Here is a 17,396-nt window from a genome sequence, read left to right as displayed (position 1 = left end):
GACAGCACGCCATCGCAGCCCGCCGAGATCGGGTCATTGCTCGCCGAGGGATTGCCCCATCCGCCGTTCGCGGTCGGGGCGAGACTCTTGATCGCCGAGTTGGCGAGCCCGGAATTGAGGTCGAAACACAGTCCGTGGCCGCTGCCGTTGGGTGCCGGATTCGTGGTCACCGGCACGATCGTGGGCTGCGGCGTGTCGGTCGCGGCACTGGTGGCAGGTGCGGGCTGCGGCGAATTGGCATCGCCCGCGGATGGATTGCCGCCCTGGCCGCCCGGGGCCTGGGCGGGCGGCGGAGCGGACTGGTTGCCCTGCGCCGGTACGGTCGTCGCCTGGGATGCGGCGACTGTCGTGCTCGCTGTTCCCGCCTGGGTCGACGAGTTGGCGGAGCATCCGCTCGCGGCCGCCACGAGGGCGGTGGCGAACGCGGCGAACAGCACTGATCTGGCCTTCATATTTCCCCTCGCATCGATACGCCATCCCCGACTTCCATCCAAACGGAAGGACAAACTGGTCATCGGGTCCAGTCAGGCAGGCGTTAACGGAGCGCATGCGGGCGGGACGCCCCAAACGCTAGGGGCGCGAACATAATTCACCCAGACGGCTGGTCCGGCTCCAACCTCCCGGCCTGCCTCGATCATCAGCAGACCTCCGCTCATTGCGATATGCGTGCGAACAGGGCAAGCTGTGTCGACCGAGGTCGGCCGGCCTCGTCTACGCGAAAAACTCCGTGACGAACAGTCGGATCGATGCGTAACCTGACCACTCACTCGACGGGAAGGATGGTCATGGTGACGCGGAAGAGTCCGCAGGAGAAAAAGATTCTCAGCTACACGAAGGACCGACGCAACGACTACGGCGAGAACGACAAGAGCTCAAGGAAAGCCATCCGACGGAACAAGCGGCTACCGAACCGCGCCGACCGGCGGCACGGACGCCAGATGATGGCAACCGCGACTGGCGCAGTCGAAGCCGAGGTTTCCGATCAAGCGGAAATCAAGCTTCGTTCAACGAGATCGGTATGGGACAAACGAGGCTGGCGGAAACAGCCTGACATCCCCTTGGGTGAGATCGTGATCCGAAAACTGGAGCGGCGAACGGCCCACGAAATCAGGTCGGCCAACATCGCAGGCACCCACCCCTGCACACACTGAATGCGACCCGCGAACATCCGCTTCTGTCGCATACCGTGCTGACCGAATCGGCCAGCGCGGGGAGACGGCAGCCGGAACCTGGTGCGGTGCAGAACGTCCGCTACTGCCGAGTTGAGGGTATGGATGACTCCGGCTTTCGAAGATCGATCGGCTGCTGCCCTTGGCCGGCCGCAACGGGACTTCTCCTGGGTTCTGCGCTGCCCCACAACATGATTAGGGCAATTGACCGATAGCGGTTGATTCCTTCATCGCTACCATCGAGTTGGTCGCCGGGTAACACTCCCAGCATCTCGAACCGAGGATGGCCCACTATGCGCTGGATGCGATCGAGAGTCTTCGCTGATCCGCCGATGGAGCTCACAGACGCGGAACGCAAACGGGGCGAGCGGGCAGCACGGAAAGCGGCCCGCGACGCACGGAAGTCTCTGGTGCGGACAAAGCGGAACCAGTATCGGCGCTACCGGGAAAAGGCCGGCGACAAGTATCTGGACTGGCCACAATGGCGCATCACGTATCTCGAGGAGTACAGAAGTGGACCCCTTCCGGAGTCCACGAGGGGCGGCATCTCCGCGGGGGACAGCCTTTCGAGCTGACGCTGTCGGTCAGGATGAGCGAGTGCGGCCCGCTGAAGGAATGCCGTGCATGCACGGTTTCACTCCATTCGATCTGGTTGCTAGCACAGGCAACCTCAGGTGCTACAGAACCATCCGCTCATGCCGCATAGCGTGCTGACCGAACCGGCCAGCACGGGGTATCGGAAGATCAACGGGCAGAGCGGCGTACGGCCGCCCGGCAGTGCGCGCCCATGCCGAATGTCGCGCACGGACGTGCATCGGACACGATCTCGACTGCGATCGCCGATTGCGAAGGATCCAGGCTCAACTACAGATAGTAGTAGACATCGAGTGAGCTTGTTTGTAACCTCGTCCCGAGGCTTCGCACGGTGGGGTGCCGAGGCAGGTCGCGACTCTGAATCGCGTTGGGGAAGAACAAAAGGGGGAGAACGCGCATGAACGATGCAGCGAATACTTCGGCGACACCAGCGAGGCTCCGTAGGAGCGGTTCAGGTGAACCCCTTCTGCTGCTACACGCGTTCACGCAGACGTGGCATTGCTGGGATGGGGTGATCGACGAGCTGTCGAACGAGTTCGACACTCTCGCACCGACTCTCCCATTCCACTGGGGAGGCCCTGTCGGCGACCGGCCACTGACCGTTGCCGCAGGAGCCGACCATATCGAAACACTGATGGACGAGACTGGTTGGGAGACAGCGCACATCGCTGGCAACTCCCTGGGAGGGTGGATTGCGCTCGAGCTCGCCCAGCGTGGCCGAGCGTGCAGTGTCACTGCCATCGCCTCGGCGGGACTATGGTCGCGCGGCAGCCGCCACGCCGACCGGCTGCGGCGCAAGTTCCAGCTCGGCGCATACTTCGCACCACTGTCGAGGGGGTTCGCGAACCCGGCCCTGGCCGCCATTGGCAAGGTCACCACGATGCGTACGTTCTGTCACCGGCCAGGACTTGTCGCGCCCGACCTGGCTGCGATCGCGATGCAATCGGCCGGATACTGCACCGCGCGAGACATCAACGCAATATGGCCGAGCGACACAGCGCTGGAGATTCTCGACCGGATCACCACGCCGACCACAATCGTCTTCAGCGCCTGTGACCGCGTGATCCCGCCCTCGCGCTTCGGCGCACAACTGGTCATACCGTCAGCCAGCCGCCGGGTTGTCATGCTGCCCGATGTGGGACACGTACCGATGCTCGAGGCTCCGGACAGGGTAGCTGCCGAAATTCGCCGCACAGCAACAGAACCAGTGGTCGACGCAACTTGAAGTCACCTCAAGAACGTCCGCTACTGCCGCATACCGCGCTGACCGCACCGGCCAGGGCCAGGCATCGGAAGATCAACGGGCAGAGCGTCGTACGACCGCCGGTAGTGCACGCTCATGCCGAATGGCGCTCGTTACAGCGTCAAACGCGGGCGTGCTGCAAAGTCACGGCCATACGTCGGAGCCTGCCCCGAAGTCGGCCGTCGATGTTAGGCGTCAGTGTCACGCCGGTGGTATCAGCAATACGGTTGGCCACCTCTGCAACCGCGGTCGCGTCAGTCCAGATATGCTCGCCGAACTCCGGCTTGCTCAGCTGCTCGAGGCAGCGATCAAGCTTGTCCACCGCGAACTGTTCTCTCCGCCGCAGCAGATCTGGCTGGCCCACGACCCGCAGTAGAGGCGCGAGGCGAGGCCGCGGTCGCGCAGCCTGTTCAATACCGTTTCCCGCTCAGCGAGCAAGGCGAAGTGCCGCACTTCATACCCTTTTTCGCGTAACCGCCCAACGGTTTCCGCGAAGTACTGGGGCTCGACAACGGTCATCGGCACGATGACCGTCCCGTCGTGTTCGGTCAGCACCAGGTCGAGGATTTCGAATACACCGTGACGCCAACTGGCGTGGTCCTGAAAGTCACCCCGCATGAATGCTGGCAGCATCCGATGCAGCCCGTATCCAACCTGCTCTGGGTCGCAGATCACGCTGCCCGGCAGACGCCGGTGCAACTCGTGGGCGGACTGGGTCTTGCCTCCGCCAAAGGGTCCGTTGATCCACAGCAGCATGATCACGACCCTACCGATCGGCTCACGGGTTGCTCTGCTGCCCAATTCAACTCAGCTGACCAGCCCGGCTGAGGGGGCTCCACACCAGGACGGGTCGTATGAGGCTCGAACGCACTATTCTGCCGTATACTGCGCTGCCCGAACCAGCGAGCGTGGGGGCGCCGGCGGCCGGAACCTGGTGCGCCGCTGAACGTCCGCTACTGCCGATTACATCACGACAGCGACAGGGCCCGACGTAGAGGAGATGGGCATACCGCCTTAACCTCGTGACGCTGGTGATGTCGGCACCGCTCTGGCTCGGGTACCGGCATTGCGGCTCGATGCCACCATCCTGGATGTGCGGTTGCTCGATGAAGCACATCACTGAGAAGACAGTTGTTGGCCGTCGAAACTTGAACCAGCACAGCGGCTTTGTTCAGGCCACGCGGTTCGAGGCCGGTGACGGAGCTCCCGTGTAGGTCCACCCGACCGGCATTAGCACGCCGACCTCGAGCTCGTCCGTCAATCGCTGCCTGGCCAGGCGTTCGCTCAGCTCCGGCATGGCACCGACCGGACTGCCCGCCAGATCGGTCAGGCACCTTCGCAGTACCGATTCCACCTGCCGACGCGATACCTCGCCGCCGAACTCCGCGGATAGCCGCGTCACCGTCTGCTCGTACATTCCGGGATCCATCGTGTGCCGCGACTGCGTGGTATCGAGAACCATGATCACGGCTACCAGGCTGCAGTGCGCGCCGACGCCACGGCAGGGCCGAAAGGCTCCTCCCGATTTGCCTTGGCCACCAACGGTTGTGCACCGCATCCAGGACCGGCAGCTCGGTTGTGGCAACAGTGATGTGCCCTTCGGGGCCCCGACAGCTGACTTTCGGCCCCTGTGGTGACCCAGTATGGCGGGCGATCTTGGATCAGGCAGCGCCAGCGTGGTCGCTGCCACATCCGGAATGTTCGTGCACATCAGGAGAATCGCATGAGCGACACCACCGCCCAGCCCGCCATCGGCCGCGTCCGGAACTCGGTAGTCTGGCCGGATCCCAGCCCCTTGGACTCTTGGTGGCACAGGGTGATGTACGGCGAAACCAGCTCGGCCCCGCAGACACTCCGAACGGCACGCTGACAGCGACCCTATGCACGCAGATCGACACCTAGAGCCGACGAAAGGAGAATCGGAGATGGTCCGAAAGCGGTGGAACGATCTGAACGTGCGCACTCGCGGGCTGATCGTGGGCGCGGGCGTGATCGATCATCGACCGGCTCGGAGGGGATATGCATCATGAGTATCACCGAACAACAGGTGATCACCGATCAGCCGTCAGTCCACACGCGAGCGCTCATCACCCGGATGGCTGTTCATCCGACCATCAGCAGCTGGACCTGGATGTCGACCTCGAGACGAGAAGGACTACCCCCATGCCCGCCGACCTCCTCAGCCGGCTGAAACGTTTCGCTGCCGAAATGTGCGCCACAGGCCGGCCCGATGGTGTAGGGCGCGCGATCATCCTTCCGCGAACTTGACCGGCGAAGCCATCCGGCGTGTGGTCTGCCCGGGCTCCTTCGACCCGGTGACCAACGGCCACCTCGACATCATCGGCCGCGTCGCAACGCTGTTCGACGAGGTGATCGTCGGCGTCGGCAAGAACGCCGGCAAACGCGCGCTGTTCACCACCGAGGAGCGGATCGCCATGATCCGCAACGTCACCGGCGAATATCCGAACGTCCGCGTCGAGGCCATCGACGGGCTACTCGTCGACTTCTGCGTGCAGCACGGCGCGCACGCCATGGTCAAGGGCCTGCGCGCGGTCAGCGACTACGAGTACGAACTCACGATGTCGCAGATGAACCACCGGCTGTCCACCGTGGAGACACTGTTCGTAGCCTCCGATCCAGAGTACAGCCACCTGTCCTCGTCGCTGGTCAAAGAGGTCGCGGGGCTCGGCGGCGACGTCTCCGGGCTGGTTCCCGACCATGTGCTCACCCAGCTCACGACGCGCCTGGCCGAGCACAAGGCGAAGTCCGACTGACCACCTGCCAGTAGGTTCGAGTAGCGGGTGTTCCGTTCCAGGCCATGAGCGACGAGATCCGGGCTGTGGCGGGGCCGGGGAGAGACGACCGCGACCGTAGGGAGCGCTGGGAATCCATACGGAAGCAAGGAGATTCAAGCGCGCCACGTAAGGAGCCATGACGGTTGCCGGCCGTGAGGGCCTCCTCGTCGCGGGAGCCGCCTCGGCGGCGAAGGCCATCAGTTCATGTTCATGGTGTGCCGGTCGATCACGTCGTCGACCGGGCGGCCGCGTTCACCGGGCTCCGCCGGTTCGGTGCCGTCGAAGATGGCGTCGAGGACCGCGGCGTGGTCGAGGGTGGCGGGCAGGCGGTGGGAGGCGCGGGCGCTGACGATGACCGCGTGCAGGACGGCCGCGTAGATGAGCGAACGGGGCGCGGTCAACCGCCACCCGCGACGTTCGCGGTCGCACAGCCGGGCTTCGACGGTGTCGAGTACGTCCTGGATGACTTGGATCTCGATCCGGTCAGGGTCATCGCAGGACATGACGGCCTCCGAAAAACAGTGCGCCACAACCGAACACCGTCATCCGTAACACGGCGAAAAGGGACTTGCGGTGCACACCCGGCACCCGTGCCGCACGCGGATCGAGCACCATGCGCCCGGCCGCGACCAGCGCGGTCCGCGCCCGCCACCGCACCCAGCAGCTGTCCACTCCGCATCCGAGATGCAGCTGCATCGCGGTATGCGCTTGTCCGGCAGTCAATGTGCCGGGATCGTCGTAGCACGACCACAGCCCACGCACCGCATACCCGGCTGTGGCAACCTCGGCCTCGGCGTGCTCTGTGTCAACGGTTTGCTGCTTCTCATGTTCGATGCGGTCCATGATCGACTGCACTGACCACGGATTGTTTCTGGACATGATCGACCCCCTGCTCATCGGACGGCTATGGCGCGCCATGCATTTGGAGAACCGAATGGTGTGATTTCTTGCCTGGCGTGCGATCAGGACACCACCGATGTCACGGCGAGACAGCAAATTCGGACGTTCCGAACGCGATTGGTTCGATTGGCCAGGATGGGGTCCACGCCCGGCGTACAGTCTGTTCCGCGATGGTGCGTGTTCCGTTCCGAAAATTCACAGGATGCACACATGACCAGCGATGACGAACCCTCGACACTGCCCAGGCGGCAACTGGGCCGGTTTCTGCGCGAGGCCCGCGACAGCCGTGGATTCTCGATGGATCGCGCGGCTCGCCTGGTGGAGCTGAGCAAGACCGCGTTGCACCGCATCGAGACCGGTGGCGTGAAAAAGCTTCGCATCCGGGACATCCGAGCGTTGTGTGAACTGTACGAGGTCACTCCCGCCGATACCGATCGGGCCGTCGAACTTGCCAAGCAAGCGCAGGTCACCTCTTGGTACACCGCATTCGGCGGACTCTACAGCGATACAACATTCAATATGTTTGTCGGACTGGCGGCATCGGCCCAGCGTCTGATCACCTACCACGAGATCGTTCCGGGTCTCATGCAAACCGCCGACTATGCCCGTGCCCTGATCAGCGCGTTCTATGTCGACAGCAGCCGCGAAGACATCGAATGCCGGGTCGAGTTGCGGCTCAAACGGCAAACGATCATCACTCGCAAGACCGATCCGGTGAAACTCGAGCTGCTGCTTCACGAGTCGGCACTGCACCGCATGATCGGCGGACCGCGCGTCATGGCTGCTCAGCTACAGCACATGGCCGAGATCGGCAAGCTGCCAAACATCTCGCTACGCGTTCAACCGTTCGCGAGTGGGTGTAGCCGTGGTCTGCTGCATGGCCCGTTTGTCATTCTCGAGTTCGGAAAGGATGCCAAATCTCGCCCGATCGAGCCGCCTCTGGTCTATCTCGAGGGAGCGGGCAAACCGGACATCTACATGGAAAGCAACGACGACATGCAGCGCTACCATGAAATCGCCGCGGCCATAAGAGAAACCGCACTGAACGAGACAGCAACACGAGACCTGCTCAGACGGGTAGCAAGGAGTCACACCGCATGAACATCGACCTGTCCGGAGCACAGTGGTTCAAGAGCAGCCACAGTAGCGGCCAGACCGAATGCGTCGAGGTGGCCTGGCTGCCCGGGGGCACCGTCGGAGTTCGTGACTCGAAGAACCCGACCGGCCCCGCCCTCGTCTTCGCCCCCGGCGAATGGGATGCCTTCGCCGCTGGCATCATTCGAGGGGACTTCAACTTCCCGGCCTGAGGACCGATCAGTGCCGAATGTGGGAAGAATCCCATCCGTACAGGCGGCACCATCTGCACTGGGTGTCGTGAAGCGATCGAGGCATTCAAACGCGAACATTCCCTCATGCGGCACCCGTGCCGTTCGGGTAGGACACATGTGGCGTGAATCGCGAAGCGATTGAGATCATCATCGGTGGACAGAGAATGCCCGCCCGGGTTGCGCTGAAAGAAATTGCCGCCCGGGCGGGCGCTAACCCTTTGCGCGCCGACGCGGTGTTGTTTGGGGTGTCGGCACCGAGAAACCTATCGCGGCAGTCGCATTCCATCGATGACGCACAGTGCCGCACATGCGACAGTATGTGCCGGTGCTGACCGGCACGGTTCCACTTGAACAACCAATGATCAGCCACGATCTCGAACAGCAACTCGGCGGCTCTGCCCTTGTGGCAGCGCGAGGTCGACTATCATCCGGCAGACCGTCAACGGCATGCACGCACACGAGGGGAACGTGAAGACTCACGCGAGACGGGCCACTGCGGCCGATAGCGATCTGGACCCCGGATGGTTCGACGGCGACGCCCAGCAGTCGCCGGCCTGGCTCGCGTGGAGCGACCAGGCTGCGATCGATGCCCGCATCGAGGCGTTGTTCACGCAGACGCTGCCCCGGCTGGAGGCAGTACAGGGCAGCGAGGGCCGCCCATCGCTGGATGACCGATTCAGCGCTGCTGCGTTCGACTGGGTCGTGTCCCTGATCGATGCCGCGGTGCTCGGCGAGGATGGACGGTACGCGCCCGAAAACGGTGTTCTCGCGGAGCAATTCATCACCTATATCGGCGAGTGGATGGTGCGGCGGGTCGAGGGTGTTTGGTTCAACTCACCTGAGAACGGTGCGCCGATCTTCGACCGGTACGGTCCGGCGGTTGGTTACCGGTGGTCGCAGGAGTCGACGAACGACCTTCTGGTGTTGTTGTTCATGATGGCCGTCGACAGCGACGATGCCCCGTATGGGTACTTCGTGGATCTATTGTGCGGGCGCGCACTGCCGTTCGCGGAGGAGCGCGGTCGGCCGGATCTGAAAGCGGAGATCTTGGCGTGATCGTGCGCGGGCGTGGATTCCGGAGGAGCAGACCGACGGCCTGAGGGCCGATGACGCGGTGCGCCCGCTACCGTCTGCGGTGAGAAACACACCGACGCCGAGGAAGACGGTCGATGAAAGTCTATGCAGCCCTGGATCCGCGACTGCCGCTGTCCGAGGTGCCACGGGTGGCTCGGCGGGTGGAGGATCTCGGATTCGATGGGGTTCACATCCCCGAGACGGTCCACGATTCGTTCGCCGTCGCGCTGCTTGCGGCGGAGCATACCAGCCGGATCACCGTGCGCACCGCGATCACGCTGGCCTTCGTCCGGAGCCCGACGCTGGTCGCGTACAACGCCTGGGATCTCGCGAAATTCTCCGGCGGGCGCTTCGAGCTCGGACTCGGAACGCAGATCAAGCAGAACATCGAAGGCCGTTTCGGGATGCCGTGGACCGAACCCGTCGCGCGGATCGGGGAATACCTGACCGTGTTGCGAGAGCTCTTCGCCGCGTTCGCATCCGGCGATTCGATCCGTTTCGAGGGCGACAGCTACCGGCTGACCCGGTTGCAGCCCTACTTCAACCCCGGCCCCGACGACATCGTCCCACCACCGATCCTGCTCGGCGCGGTGAATGCCGGGATGTGCCGCCTCGCAGGACAACTCGCCGACGGCGTGATCACTCACTCCACCAACTCCGATCCGGGATACCTGCGTGACGTCGTTCAGCCCGCATTGCACGCGGGGTCCGCCGAACGCTCGCGCCCAGCCCCCGGAATCATCGCCGCGGTCCCGATCGCCACGGGCGCCACGGCAGCCGAGGTGGCACGCGACCGTGAGCGGCAGCGACGCCTACTCGCCTTCCTCTACTCCACCCCGTCCTACCGGCCGACGCTCATCCGCCTCGGCCTGCCCGAATTGTTCGACCGCCTACGTGAATTGGTGAAAGCGCAACGCTGGGACCAACTTCACGACGTGGTCACCGACGACGTCCTCGACGCGCTGCTCATCTGTGGCGACTACGACGCCCTGCCGGACCTCGTACGTGACCGATACGCCGGCCTCGTCCACGGCATCGTCCTACCGGCACCCGCAGCCGACCCCGAGAACACCCGATTGATGCACGCGATCGAGTCCCTCCGAGCGTCGTAGCGAGAACCGCACGCCCCCTCATATGTGCGCGTCTCCCCCGCCCCGGAGGATGAGCGCTGTCGAAAAGCGCAGGTTGGAGCCCCGGTGATCACGGCACCGCATACTCGTGCGCTGAGACTGCTCCGGCAGTTGCTGATCGGCGATGTAGTTACGGGCGATCGCCGGCGACGGGACCGTTGTCGTCACTGCGGGGACCTAAGTCCTCTGTTTCCGGCAGCCCGGCGCGCGGAGTGTGGGAGGCATGGACACGAACGCCTCCACCTCACGTCCTGTCGTCCGGCCCGACGACCTGCGGCAGCGGTCGGTCGACCGCGCCGTGGCCGCGGAGCACCTGCGCAGCGGGACCCTCCACGATGCACGCGCCGCGGAGATCCGGGAAACGCACACCGGCCTGGTGGTGTTGGTCGGGGATCGGGCGTACAAGGTGAAGAAGCCCATCGTCACCGACTTCCTCGATTTCGCGACGACCGAGGCCCGAGAACACGCGCTGCGGCGCGAACTCGAATTGAATCGGCGCTGGGCGCCCGATGTCTACCTGGGCCTGGAACATCTCACCGGTTCGCTCGACAGTCCCGGCGAACCCGTACTGGTCATGCGGCGTATGCCGGAATCTCGGCGCTTGAGCAGGCTGGTCACCAGCGGCGCGATCGGCCGGGCGGAACTGTCCGAACTGGCGACGGTGGTGGCCCAATTCCATCGCAATGCCAGTCGGAGCAGCACGATCGATCAGGCGGGAACGGCACAGGCCCTGCGGCAGCGATGGCGAATCCTGTTGCGCGGCCCTCGATCCCATCCGCTCAGCGCGCTCGAGCCCCTGCTGGTCGACCGCATCGAGCGGCTGGCCATGCGTTTCATCGACGGCCGGGCGCCGCTGCTGGCCGAACGCATTGCCGACGGCCGGGTTCTGGATGGGCACGGCGATCTTATGACCGAAGACATCTTCGCGCTGCCCGACGGCTTCCGGATCCTGGACTGCCTCGACTTCGACGATTCCCTCCGCGCTGTCGACGGCCTCGACGATGCCGCCTTCCTGGCGATGGATCTGGAATTCCTCGGCCGGCCGCAGCTCGCCGAGGACTTTCTCACCGATTACCTACGCGCGGCGCGGGATTCGCCGCCGGCCTCGCTGCGCCATCACTACATCGCCTACCGGGCCATGGTGCGGGCCAAGACGAACCACATCCGGGCCGCGCAGGGTGACGAGAAGTTCGTCGGTCACGCTGTCCGGCACCTGGATCTCGCGGTGCGGCACCTGGAGGCCGGCGCGGTGCGGCTGGCTCTGGTCGGCGGCCTGCCCGGGACCGGAAAGTCCACTGTCGCAACCGGTCTCGCAGAACTCACCGGCGCCGAGGTCATCTCGAGCGACACCGTGCGGGCCCGGCTCCGCGCCTCGGGAGCGATCACCGGTGCCAGCGGCGGCCTCGACTCCGGAGCCTACCGGCCCGACGCGAGATCACTGGTGTACACCCACATGCTGGAACTGGCACGGCAGCGGCTCGCGCTCGGCGTCTCGGTGATACTCGATGCCTCCTGGATCGACGCGGGCGAACGGACCCGCGCCCGCGCACTCGCGGCGCACGCCCACGCCGAGCTGATCCCGCTGCGCTGTGAGTGCCCGCCCCAGACGTACGCCACGCGCATCCGCACGCGCCGCCCCGGCGATTCCGAGGCCACCCCCGACATCGCGCAGGCACTGGCCACGACCAGCTCTCCGTGGCCGGGCGCGACAACCGTGGACACGACCACCTCGATCGATGTCACCGTCGCCCAGGCGTTGCGCGGATGGAACGCGGTAGGACGTTCCGCGAGTTCGCCCCGCGCGGATCCGGCCGGCATCGACCTGCCCAACCGTGGCGGCTGATCCGCATGACAACCGGCACCGATGCGCGCGCAGCCGACACGTCCGGCAGCGCCATCGGTGGCGAATCCACGGTGCCGCCGGACCCCACCGAGCGCATCGGCCTGCTGCTCCGGGATCTGCGCAGCGCCGCACCGGGCTGACCGATCGCGAGGCGCAGCGGCGGCTCGTCCACGTCGGTCCCAACCGGCTTCAGCGGCGGGGCGGTGGAGACGCTCGGGTCCACCGATGTCATCTCGGCATGGTCACCGGCCAGATCGGCACCGCGTTCGCGGCCCGTACCGAATACGCCTCCCTGCGCTCGATCGGCGTCCTCTCCAACCCACTCCTGCTGTGGGGCATCGCCTTCGAGACAGCCCTGACCGCCGTCATCATCTACCTCCCGCCCCTGCACACCCCTCTCGGTACCGCCTCCCTCCCCCCGCCATGCTGGCCTTGACCCTCCCCTTCCCGCTCATCGTGTGGGGCGCGGACGAATTCCGCCGCTGGCTGGTCCGGCATCGGGCCGCCCGCGGCCGGTCTGCCGGATCCGGCGACCGCGACCCCGGAGCCGGCAGGGCGCAAAGACCATCGCGGCGGTGACCTCTGTCGTCGGTGCGGTGGCACCAGTCCTCTGCCGTGGGGCCTGCGGGGAGCGCAGGCTCGACCTATCACCACACAGTGCCTACTCATCTCCCGGAAGGCCGTGTCCCATGAGCCATCACACCGATCCGTTCGCACCGAGCGTGCACACCGCCCACGAATGGCTGGCGGCCGTGGCCAAGGCCATCGACACCGAGGATCGCATCCTCGCCCATCGCGCACTGCGCGCATGGCTGCACACCGTGCGCGACCGCCTGGGCGTCAATGCCACCGCGCATCTCAGCGCCCAGTTGCCCGAGCTGCTGCGCGGCACGTTCTACGAGGGCTGGATCCCGGCCCACGTGCCGGTCCCGCGCGATGTGCCGTCATTCCTCGCCCAGTTCGCCCATGCCGCGGGCGTCAGTCCCGAGGAGGCCGTGCCGCTGGTGGGGGTGGTGACCGATGCCCTCGCCGACCTGTTCTCTCCCGGTCAGCTCGACCATGTGCTGGCGCAGCTCCCGGTGGCGCTGCGCTTCCTCCTGCTCGGCACCGACCTGGCGGCGGTCTCCGGGGGCGCGGCGGTCTCGACACAGCCGGGGCAGATGCAGACCGATGACATCGAACGACGTCTGACCGCGCTCACCGAGGCCGTCACCGCACTCGTGCGTGGCCTGGAGTATCCCGCCGGCGCCGGACCGGACGAACACGGCGGATTCTCGGCCGCGCAGCAGGCTCATCGCATCCTGCTCGCTCAGGGGCTGACCGGGTCCGAGCACTGATCCGACCGGCACGACAGACGAGGACACCATGCAGCTCCGATCCACGCTCCCACTGGGAAGAATCGGCGGCATCCGTATCGCCGCGCACTGGTCCGCAGCCGTCACCGTAGGGCTCTTCACGTGGATCCTCGCCACCTATCTCCGTGGCACCGCCAGCGCCGGAATCATCTGGGCCGCGGCGATCGCCGGCGCTCTCGGATTGGTCGCCTGCCTGCTCGCACACGAGCTCGCGCATTCGATCGTGGCCGCTCGCAATGGGATTCATGTCGAACGCATCGTGCTGTGGCTGCTCGGCGGGGCCTCCGAGCTGACCGACGAGCCCAAGGATGCCCGGACCGACCTGCGAGTCGCCCTGGTCGGCCCTGCCACCAGTCTGATGCTCGGCGTGATGGCCTACGGCGCGGCGGCCGTGTCGTCGGTCTTCTCCCCCGGCGGCCCGGTCACCGAAACCCTCGTCTGGCTCGCCACCGTGAATGTGGTTCTCGCCGTGTTCAATATGCTGCCAGGCGCGCCCCTCGACGGTGGACGCGTCGTCCGGGCGGTGATCTGGTGGCGCAGCGGCGACCGCCTGCGCGCCGCGACCGCGGCCGCCCGCACCGGCCAGGTCCTGGGCATGACCCTGGGCGGCCTCGGCAGTGCCGAGATCATCGCGTTCCGCGACTTCAGCGGCCTGTGGCTGATACTGCTCGGCTTGTTCCTCTACAGCGCCGCCAACAGCGAGCTGACCATGGCGGGCCTGCGACATCGTCTGGGCGCCACCACCATCGGCAATGTCATGACCCCCGCGCCGCGGATGGCCGACGCGACATGGACCCTGGACCAGTTCCTCCGATCCGACCTCGTCTACACCCACCACCACCTCTTCCCGGTCGTCGATCAGAACGGCCACCCGTGCGCCGTCCTCGCCTGGGCCGATCTCCTGCGCACCAGCGCGCGTCCGCACGCCGGCCTCCGGGTCGCAGACCTCGCCCGACCGCTCCCCCCGGCCGCGATCGCTCACTCCGACGATCTGCTCGCCGACGTCATCTCCCGAATCGTCCTGCGCCCCAACCTCGATGCCGTCGCCGTCACCGACCACAGCGGCCGCCTCACCGGACTGGTGACCGCTACCGACCTCGCCCTGGCCTGCAACCGCTCCGCCCTGGGGCTTCCGGCCCGCCCCTCCACCAACACGCGCTGAACAGCGCGGGCGCAGGATGTCAGGCGCCCGCTCGATGACCGTCGCCGGCCACCGCGGGCGCGAGCTGCCGCGCACAGGTGATGGCATCGGGCGTGTGGGTGAAAAGGTGGTCGGCGCCGCCCGCGGGCAGGGCCCCGATCGCGGTGAGACGGCGCTGGTGATCGGGGCGAAGCCCGGACATGAGCACGACGATGTGGCGATGTTCGAGTTTGCCGATCGCGTCCTTGAGCACCAGCGCACCGGTGGTGTCCAGCGCGGTGACATGCGACATGCGCAGGATCACCACGTGCACATCCGATACCTCGGCCAGCTCCAGCAGGAAGCGGTGCGCGCCTGCGAAGAACAGCGGCCCGTCGAGCCGGTAAGCGACGATGTGTTCGTCGAGCAGCTCGTGCTCCTCGGCCAGATGATCACCCTCGTCCAGCGGAATCTGTTGTAGGCGAGCCTCTTTCGCGACCGAGCGCAAGGCGAGCACCACCGCGATCCCGACGCCCACCGCGACCGCGGTCACCAGATCGGCGGCGACGGTGACCAGGAACGTGACGCCCATGATCGCCGCGTCTCCCTTCGAAGCGCGGGCGATCGCCGCCAGCGACGCCGTCTCGACCATCCGCACCGTGGTCGCCAGCAGCACCCCCGCCAGCGCGGCGAGGGGAATCTGCCCGACCAGCGGGGCTGCCAGGAAGACGATGCCCGCGAGCACGATTGCGTGGGTGAGCGCGGCCAGCCGGGTGCGACCGCCCGAGCGGACGTTCACCGCGGTGCGCGCGATCGCGCCGGTTGCCGGGACACCTCCGAACAGCGGTGCGGCGATATTGGCCAGGCCCTGGCCGAACAGCTCGCGGTCGGAGTTGTGGCGGGTACCCACGGCCATCGCGTCGGCGGCCGTGGCCGACAGCAGCGACTCCAATGCCGCCAGCGCGGCCACCGCCAACGCCGGCGCCAGCAGCGAACCCAGCTGATCGATATGAAGGAAACCGAGGTCGGGGGCCTGCAATCCCGACGGGATGGTCCCGATCCGGGCCAACGGCAGATCGAACACCGTCACCGCCGCGGTCGCCAGCGCCACCGCCAGCAGCGCGAACGGCCAGCGGGGCAGATACCAGCCACCGACCAGCATGAGCGCTGCCACCAGCAGGGCAGTGACGATCGGCAGCGGATCGAGATGCCCCAGGTACTGGCGCACCGCGTCAGCGGCAGCCTGCCACACCTTGTCCCCGTGCGCGTGCGCGATACCGAGCGCGGCCGGGACCTGTTGCAGCGCAATGACCACCGCGATTCCGGCGGTGAAACCCTCGATCACCGGGGCGGGCATGTAGCGCACCGCACGCCCGACCCCGGCGACCGCGAGCACCACCAGCACGAGCCCGGCCAGCAGCCCCACGGCCAGCACCCCGCTCGCACCGTGCTGATGGAAGATCGGCACCAACACCACGGTCATCGCACCCGTGGGCCCCGACACCTGGAACCGCGATCCGCCGAAGACCGCCGCAACCGCGCCCGCGATCACCGCGGTCGCCAGGCCGGCGGCCGCGCCGAGGCCCGAGGAGATCCCGAAGCCAAGCGCCAACGGCAGCGCGACCAGGGCGACGATCAGCCCGGACAGCAGATCCGCACCCGGGGCACGCACGCCCGCACGCCAGTCGGACCAGACCGGCAGCAGTGCCCGCACGCTCACAGTTCTTGCACCAGAGCCGATTTCAACGTTGCCGGGTGCTCCCGCACCGCTGTCGGCCCCTCCGCAGTGGTCTGATCGTCCACAGCAGCATTCTCCTTCACCAATAAACTGGGTTATTAGTTTAGAAAACGTGCAATCAGCTGGAGCGCGCACCCCCCTTGTCGGGGGGCGGCACTACAGCTACCACTGCGCGGGGACCATATCGGTCAGCGGGTCGGCACCACGATCATCGGGCATTCCACGCTGTGCAGCAGCGCGTTGCTGGTCGAGCCGAGCAGCATGCCGGCGAAACCGCCGCGGCCGTGACTGCCGACCACCAGCAGCTGGGCGTTCTCCGCGGCTTCCAGCAGGGACCGGATCGGGCGGTCGCGGACCAGGATCCGACGGACCTGGACATCCGGGTAGTGTTCACCGAATCCGGCGAGCCGTTCGGCGAGCAGTTCGGTTTCGCGTTCGCGGACGGCGTCCCATCCCGGCAGCGGCAGCCCGGCCTGGTTGGTGTCGCTCCAGGCGTGCAGCGCATCGAGCCCGACTTTGCGGCGGGATGCCTCCTCGAAAGCCAGCCTCAGGGCAGGCACGCTGTTGGGTGTGCCGTCGACGCCGACGAGTACCGGCTGCTCCGCGGAGACCGGGTCGATCGCCGCTGTCGAATGCACGATCGCGATCGGGCAATGCGCATGCCGCGTCACCGCGGTACTCACCGATCCGAGCAGGCCGCGCCGGATCGCGCCGCGCCCGCGGCTGCCCACCACCAGCAGGCGCGCGTGCCGCGACCGTTCGATCAGGAACGGAATCGCCGTGTCGAAGGTGATATCGGTGCGGATGGACAGGCCATCGCCGACGGCCGCGGTGCGCGCCACGCGACTCGCTTCGGTGACCACCCGCTCGCCCTCGAGGCGGAGCCAGTCGGTGTCGGTATTGGTCAGCATCGCACCGGGTCCCCATCCGCCGGGGACCGCCATCGAGGTGATGATCTCGAGCGGCGAGCCGTGTAGTCCCGCATCCACGGCCGCCCAGGCCACGGCGAGGTACGAGACGGCCGATCCGTCGGTTGCCACGACGACCGGCGGATTCAATTGGCCGCCAGGGGTTTCGGAGATCTTCGACATGCTCTCGCTCCTGTCG

General features: G+C 66.4%; 18 protein-coding genes and 1 pseudogene. 12 read left to right on the top strand and 7 right to left on the bottom strand.

The window, feature by feature from the left end; genetic code table 11:
- Positions 1–452, bottom strand: a pseudogene (locus AB0L60_RS26350) (hypothetical protein); the annotation flags it as partial.
- Between the two features lie 294 nt (positions 453–746).
- On the opposite strand from AB0L60_RS26350, the gene AB0L60_RS26345 reads away from it, so the two are divergent.
- Both AB0L60_RS26345 and AB0L60_RS26340 read left to right on the top strand, forming a co-directional pair.
- Positions 747–1,151, top strand: coding sequence for a hypothetical protein (locus AB0L60_RS26345; protein ID WP_364618639.1), 405 nt, complete (start codon positions 747–749; stop codon positions 1,149–1,151).
- Between the two features lie 1,009 nt (positions 1,152–2,160).
- Positions 2,161–2,988 (top strand): alpha/beta hydrolase, encoded by an 828-nt coding sequence (locus AB0L60_RS26340; RefSeq protein ID WP_364618636.1) that lies wholly within the window; start codon positions 2,161–2,163, stop codon positions 2,986–2,988.
- Between the two features lie 306 nt (positions 2,989–3,294).
- Here the strand turns inward: AB0L60_RS26340 and AB0L60_RS26335 are convergent, their stop codons facing one another.
- Positions 3,295–3,762 carry an AAA family ATPase gene (locus AB0L60_RS26335; RefSeq protein WP_364618634.1) on the bottom strand — a complete coding sequence of 156 codons (468 nt, stop codon included), beginning with the start codon at positions 3,760–3,762 and terminating at the stop codon, positions 3,295–3,297.
- A 415-nt stretch (positions 3,763–4,177) separates the two neighbouring features.
- Entirely contained in the window at positions 4,178–4,468 is a 291-nt protein-coding gene (locus tag AB0L60_RS26330; RefSeq protein WP_364618684.1) for a three-helix bundle dimerization domain-containing protein, read from the bottom strand.
- 817 nt (positions 4,469–5,285) lie between these two features.
- Here AB0L60_RS26330 and coaD point away from each other — a divergent pair.
- On the top strand, positions 5,286–5,780 hold the full coding sequence (gene coaD, locus AB0L60_RS26325; RefSeq protein ID WP_364618681.1) for a pantetheine-phosphate adenylyltransferase: 495 nt from the start codon (positions 5,286–5,288) through the stop codon (positions 5,778–5,780).
- A gap of 218 nt (positions 5,781–5,998) precedes the next feature.
- On the opposite strand, the gene AB0L60_RS26320 is transcribed toward coaD, so the two are convergent.
- Positions 5,999–6,304, bottom strand: a complete 306-nt coding sequence (locus AB0L60_RS26320) for a hypothetical protein (protein WP_364618631.1) — start codon at positions 6,302–6,304, stop codon at positions 5,999–6,001.
- Positions 6,291–6,644, bottom strand: coding sequence for a hypothetical protein (locus tag AB0L60_RS26315; RefSeq protein WP_364618628.1), 354 nt, complete (start codon positions 6,642–6,644; stop codon positions 6,291–6,293). The genes AB0L60_RS26320 and AB0L60_RS26315 overlap by 14 nt, the downstream gene beginning before the upstream one ends.
- 267 nt (positions 6,645–6,911) lie before the next feature.
- Here AB0L60_RS26315 and AB0L60_RS26310 point away from each other — a divergent pair, with 267 nt between their 5' ends.
- The 9 genes from AB0L60_RS26310 (at position 6,912) to AB0L60_RS26270 (ending at position 14,593) form a co-directional block, all read left to right on the top strand.
- Positions 6,912–7,802 (top strand): helix-turn-helix transcriptional regulator, encoded by an 891-nt coding sequence (locus tag AB0L60_RS26310; protein ID WP_364618625.1) that lies wholly within the window; start codon positions 6,912–6,914, stop codon positions 7,800–7,802.
- Positions 7,799–8,008 (top strand): DUF397 domain-containing protein, encoded by a 210-nt coding sequence (locus AB0L60_RS26305; protein WP_364618623.1) that lies wholly within the window; start codon positions 7,799–7,801, stop codon positions 8,006–8,008. Before AB0L60_RS26310 ends, AB0L60_RS26305 begins: the two co-directional genes overlap by 4 nt.
- A 468-nt stretch (positions 8,009–8,476) precedes the next feature.
- A complete protein-coding gene (locus tag AB0L60_RS26300) occupies positions 8,477–9,085 on the top strand; it encodes a hypothetical protein (protein WP_364618620.1) in 609 nt (202 codons plus the stop codon).
- Positions 9,086–9,198: 113 nt separating this feature from the next.
- Entirely contained in the window at positions 9,199–10,215 is a 1,017-nt protein-coding gene (locus AB0L60_RS26295; protein ID WP_364618617.1) for a TIGR03617 family F420-dependent LLM class oxidoreductase, read from the top strand.
- 241 nt (positions 10,216–10,456) lie between these two features.
- A complete protein-coding gene (locus tag AB0L60_RS26290; RefSeq protein ID WP_364618613.1) occupies positions 10,457–12,076 on the top strand; it encodes an AAA family ATPase in 1,620 nt (539 codons plus the stop codon).
- Between the two features lie 5 nt (positions 12,077–12,081).
- Positions 12,082–12,216, top strand: a complete 135-nt coding sequence (locus AB0L60_RS26285; RefSeq protein WP_364618611.1) for a hypothetical protein — start codon at positions 12,082–12,084, stop codon at positions 12,214–12,216.
- Between the two features lie 98 nt (positions 12,217–12,314).
- Complete coding sequence (locus AB0L60_RS26280; RefSeq protein WP_364618608.1) at positions 12,315–12,512, top strand: cation-translocating P-type ATPase C-terminal domain-containing protein; 198 nt, start codon at positions 12,315–12,317, stop codon at positions 12,510–12,512.
- A 253-nt stretch (positions 12,513–12,765) separates the two neighbouring features.
- Positions 12,766–13,413 (top strand): DUF2267 domain-containing protein, encoded by a 648-nt coding sequence (locus tag AB0L60_RS26275; protein WP_364618605.1) that lies wholly within the window; start codon positions 12,766–12,768, stop codon positions 13,411–13,413.
- A 28-nt stretch (positions 13,414–13,441) separates the two neighbouring features.
- Positions 13,442–14,593 (top strand): site-2 protease family protein, encoded by a 1,152-nt coding sequence (locus tag AB0L60_RS26270; protein WP_364618602.1) that lies wholly within the window; start codon positions 13,442–13,444, stop codon positions 14,591–14,593.
- 19 nt (positions 14,594–14,612) lie between these two features.
- Here the strand turns inward: AB0L60_RS26270 and AB0L60_RS26265 are convergent, their stop codons facing one another.
- Together AB0L60_RS26265 and AB0L60_RS26260 are read right to left on the bottom strand one after the other, a co-directional pair.
- Positions 14,613–16,292, bottom strand: a complete 1,680-nt coding sequence (locus AB0L60_RS26265; RefSeq protein WP_364618678.1) for a SulP family inorganic anion transporter — start codon at positions 16,290–16,292, stop codon at positions 14,613–14,615.
- 185 nt (positions 16,293–16,477) lie between these two features.
- Complete coding sequence (locus AB0L60_RS26260) at positions 16,478–17,380, bottom strand: universal stress protein (RefSeq protein ID WP_364618599.1); 903 nt, start codon at positions 17,378–17,380, stop codon at positions 16,478–16,480.
- Between the last annotated feature and the right edge of the window lie 16 nt (positions 17,381–17,396).

The organism is Nocardia sp. NPDC051981, assembly GCF_040680715.1.
Classification (GTDB): domain Bacteria; phylum Actinomycetota; class Actinomycetes; order Mycobacteriales; family Mycobacteriaceae; genus Nocardia.
This window is presented reverse-complemented; position numbering and strand designations above follow the sequence as displayed.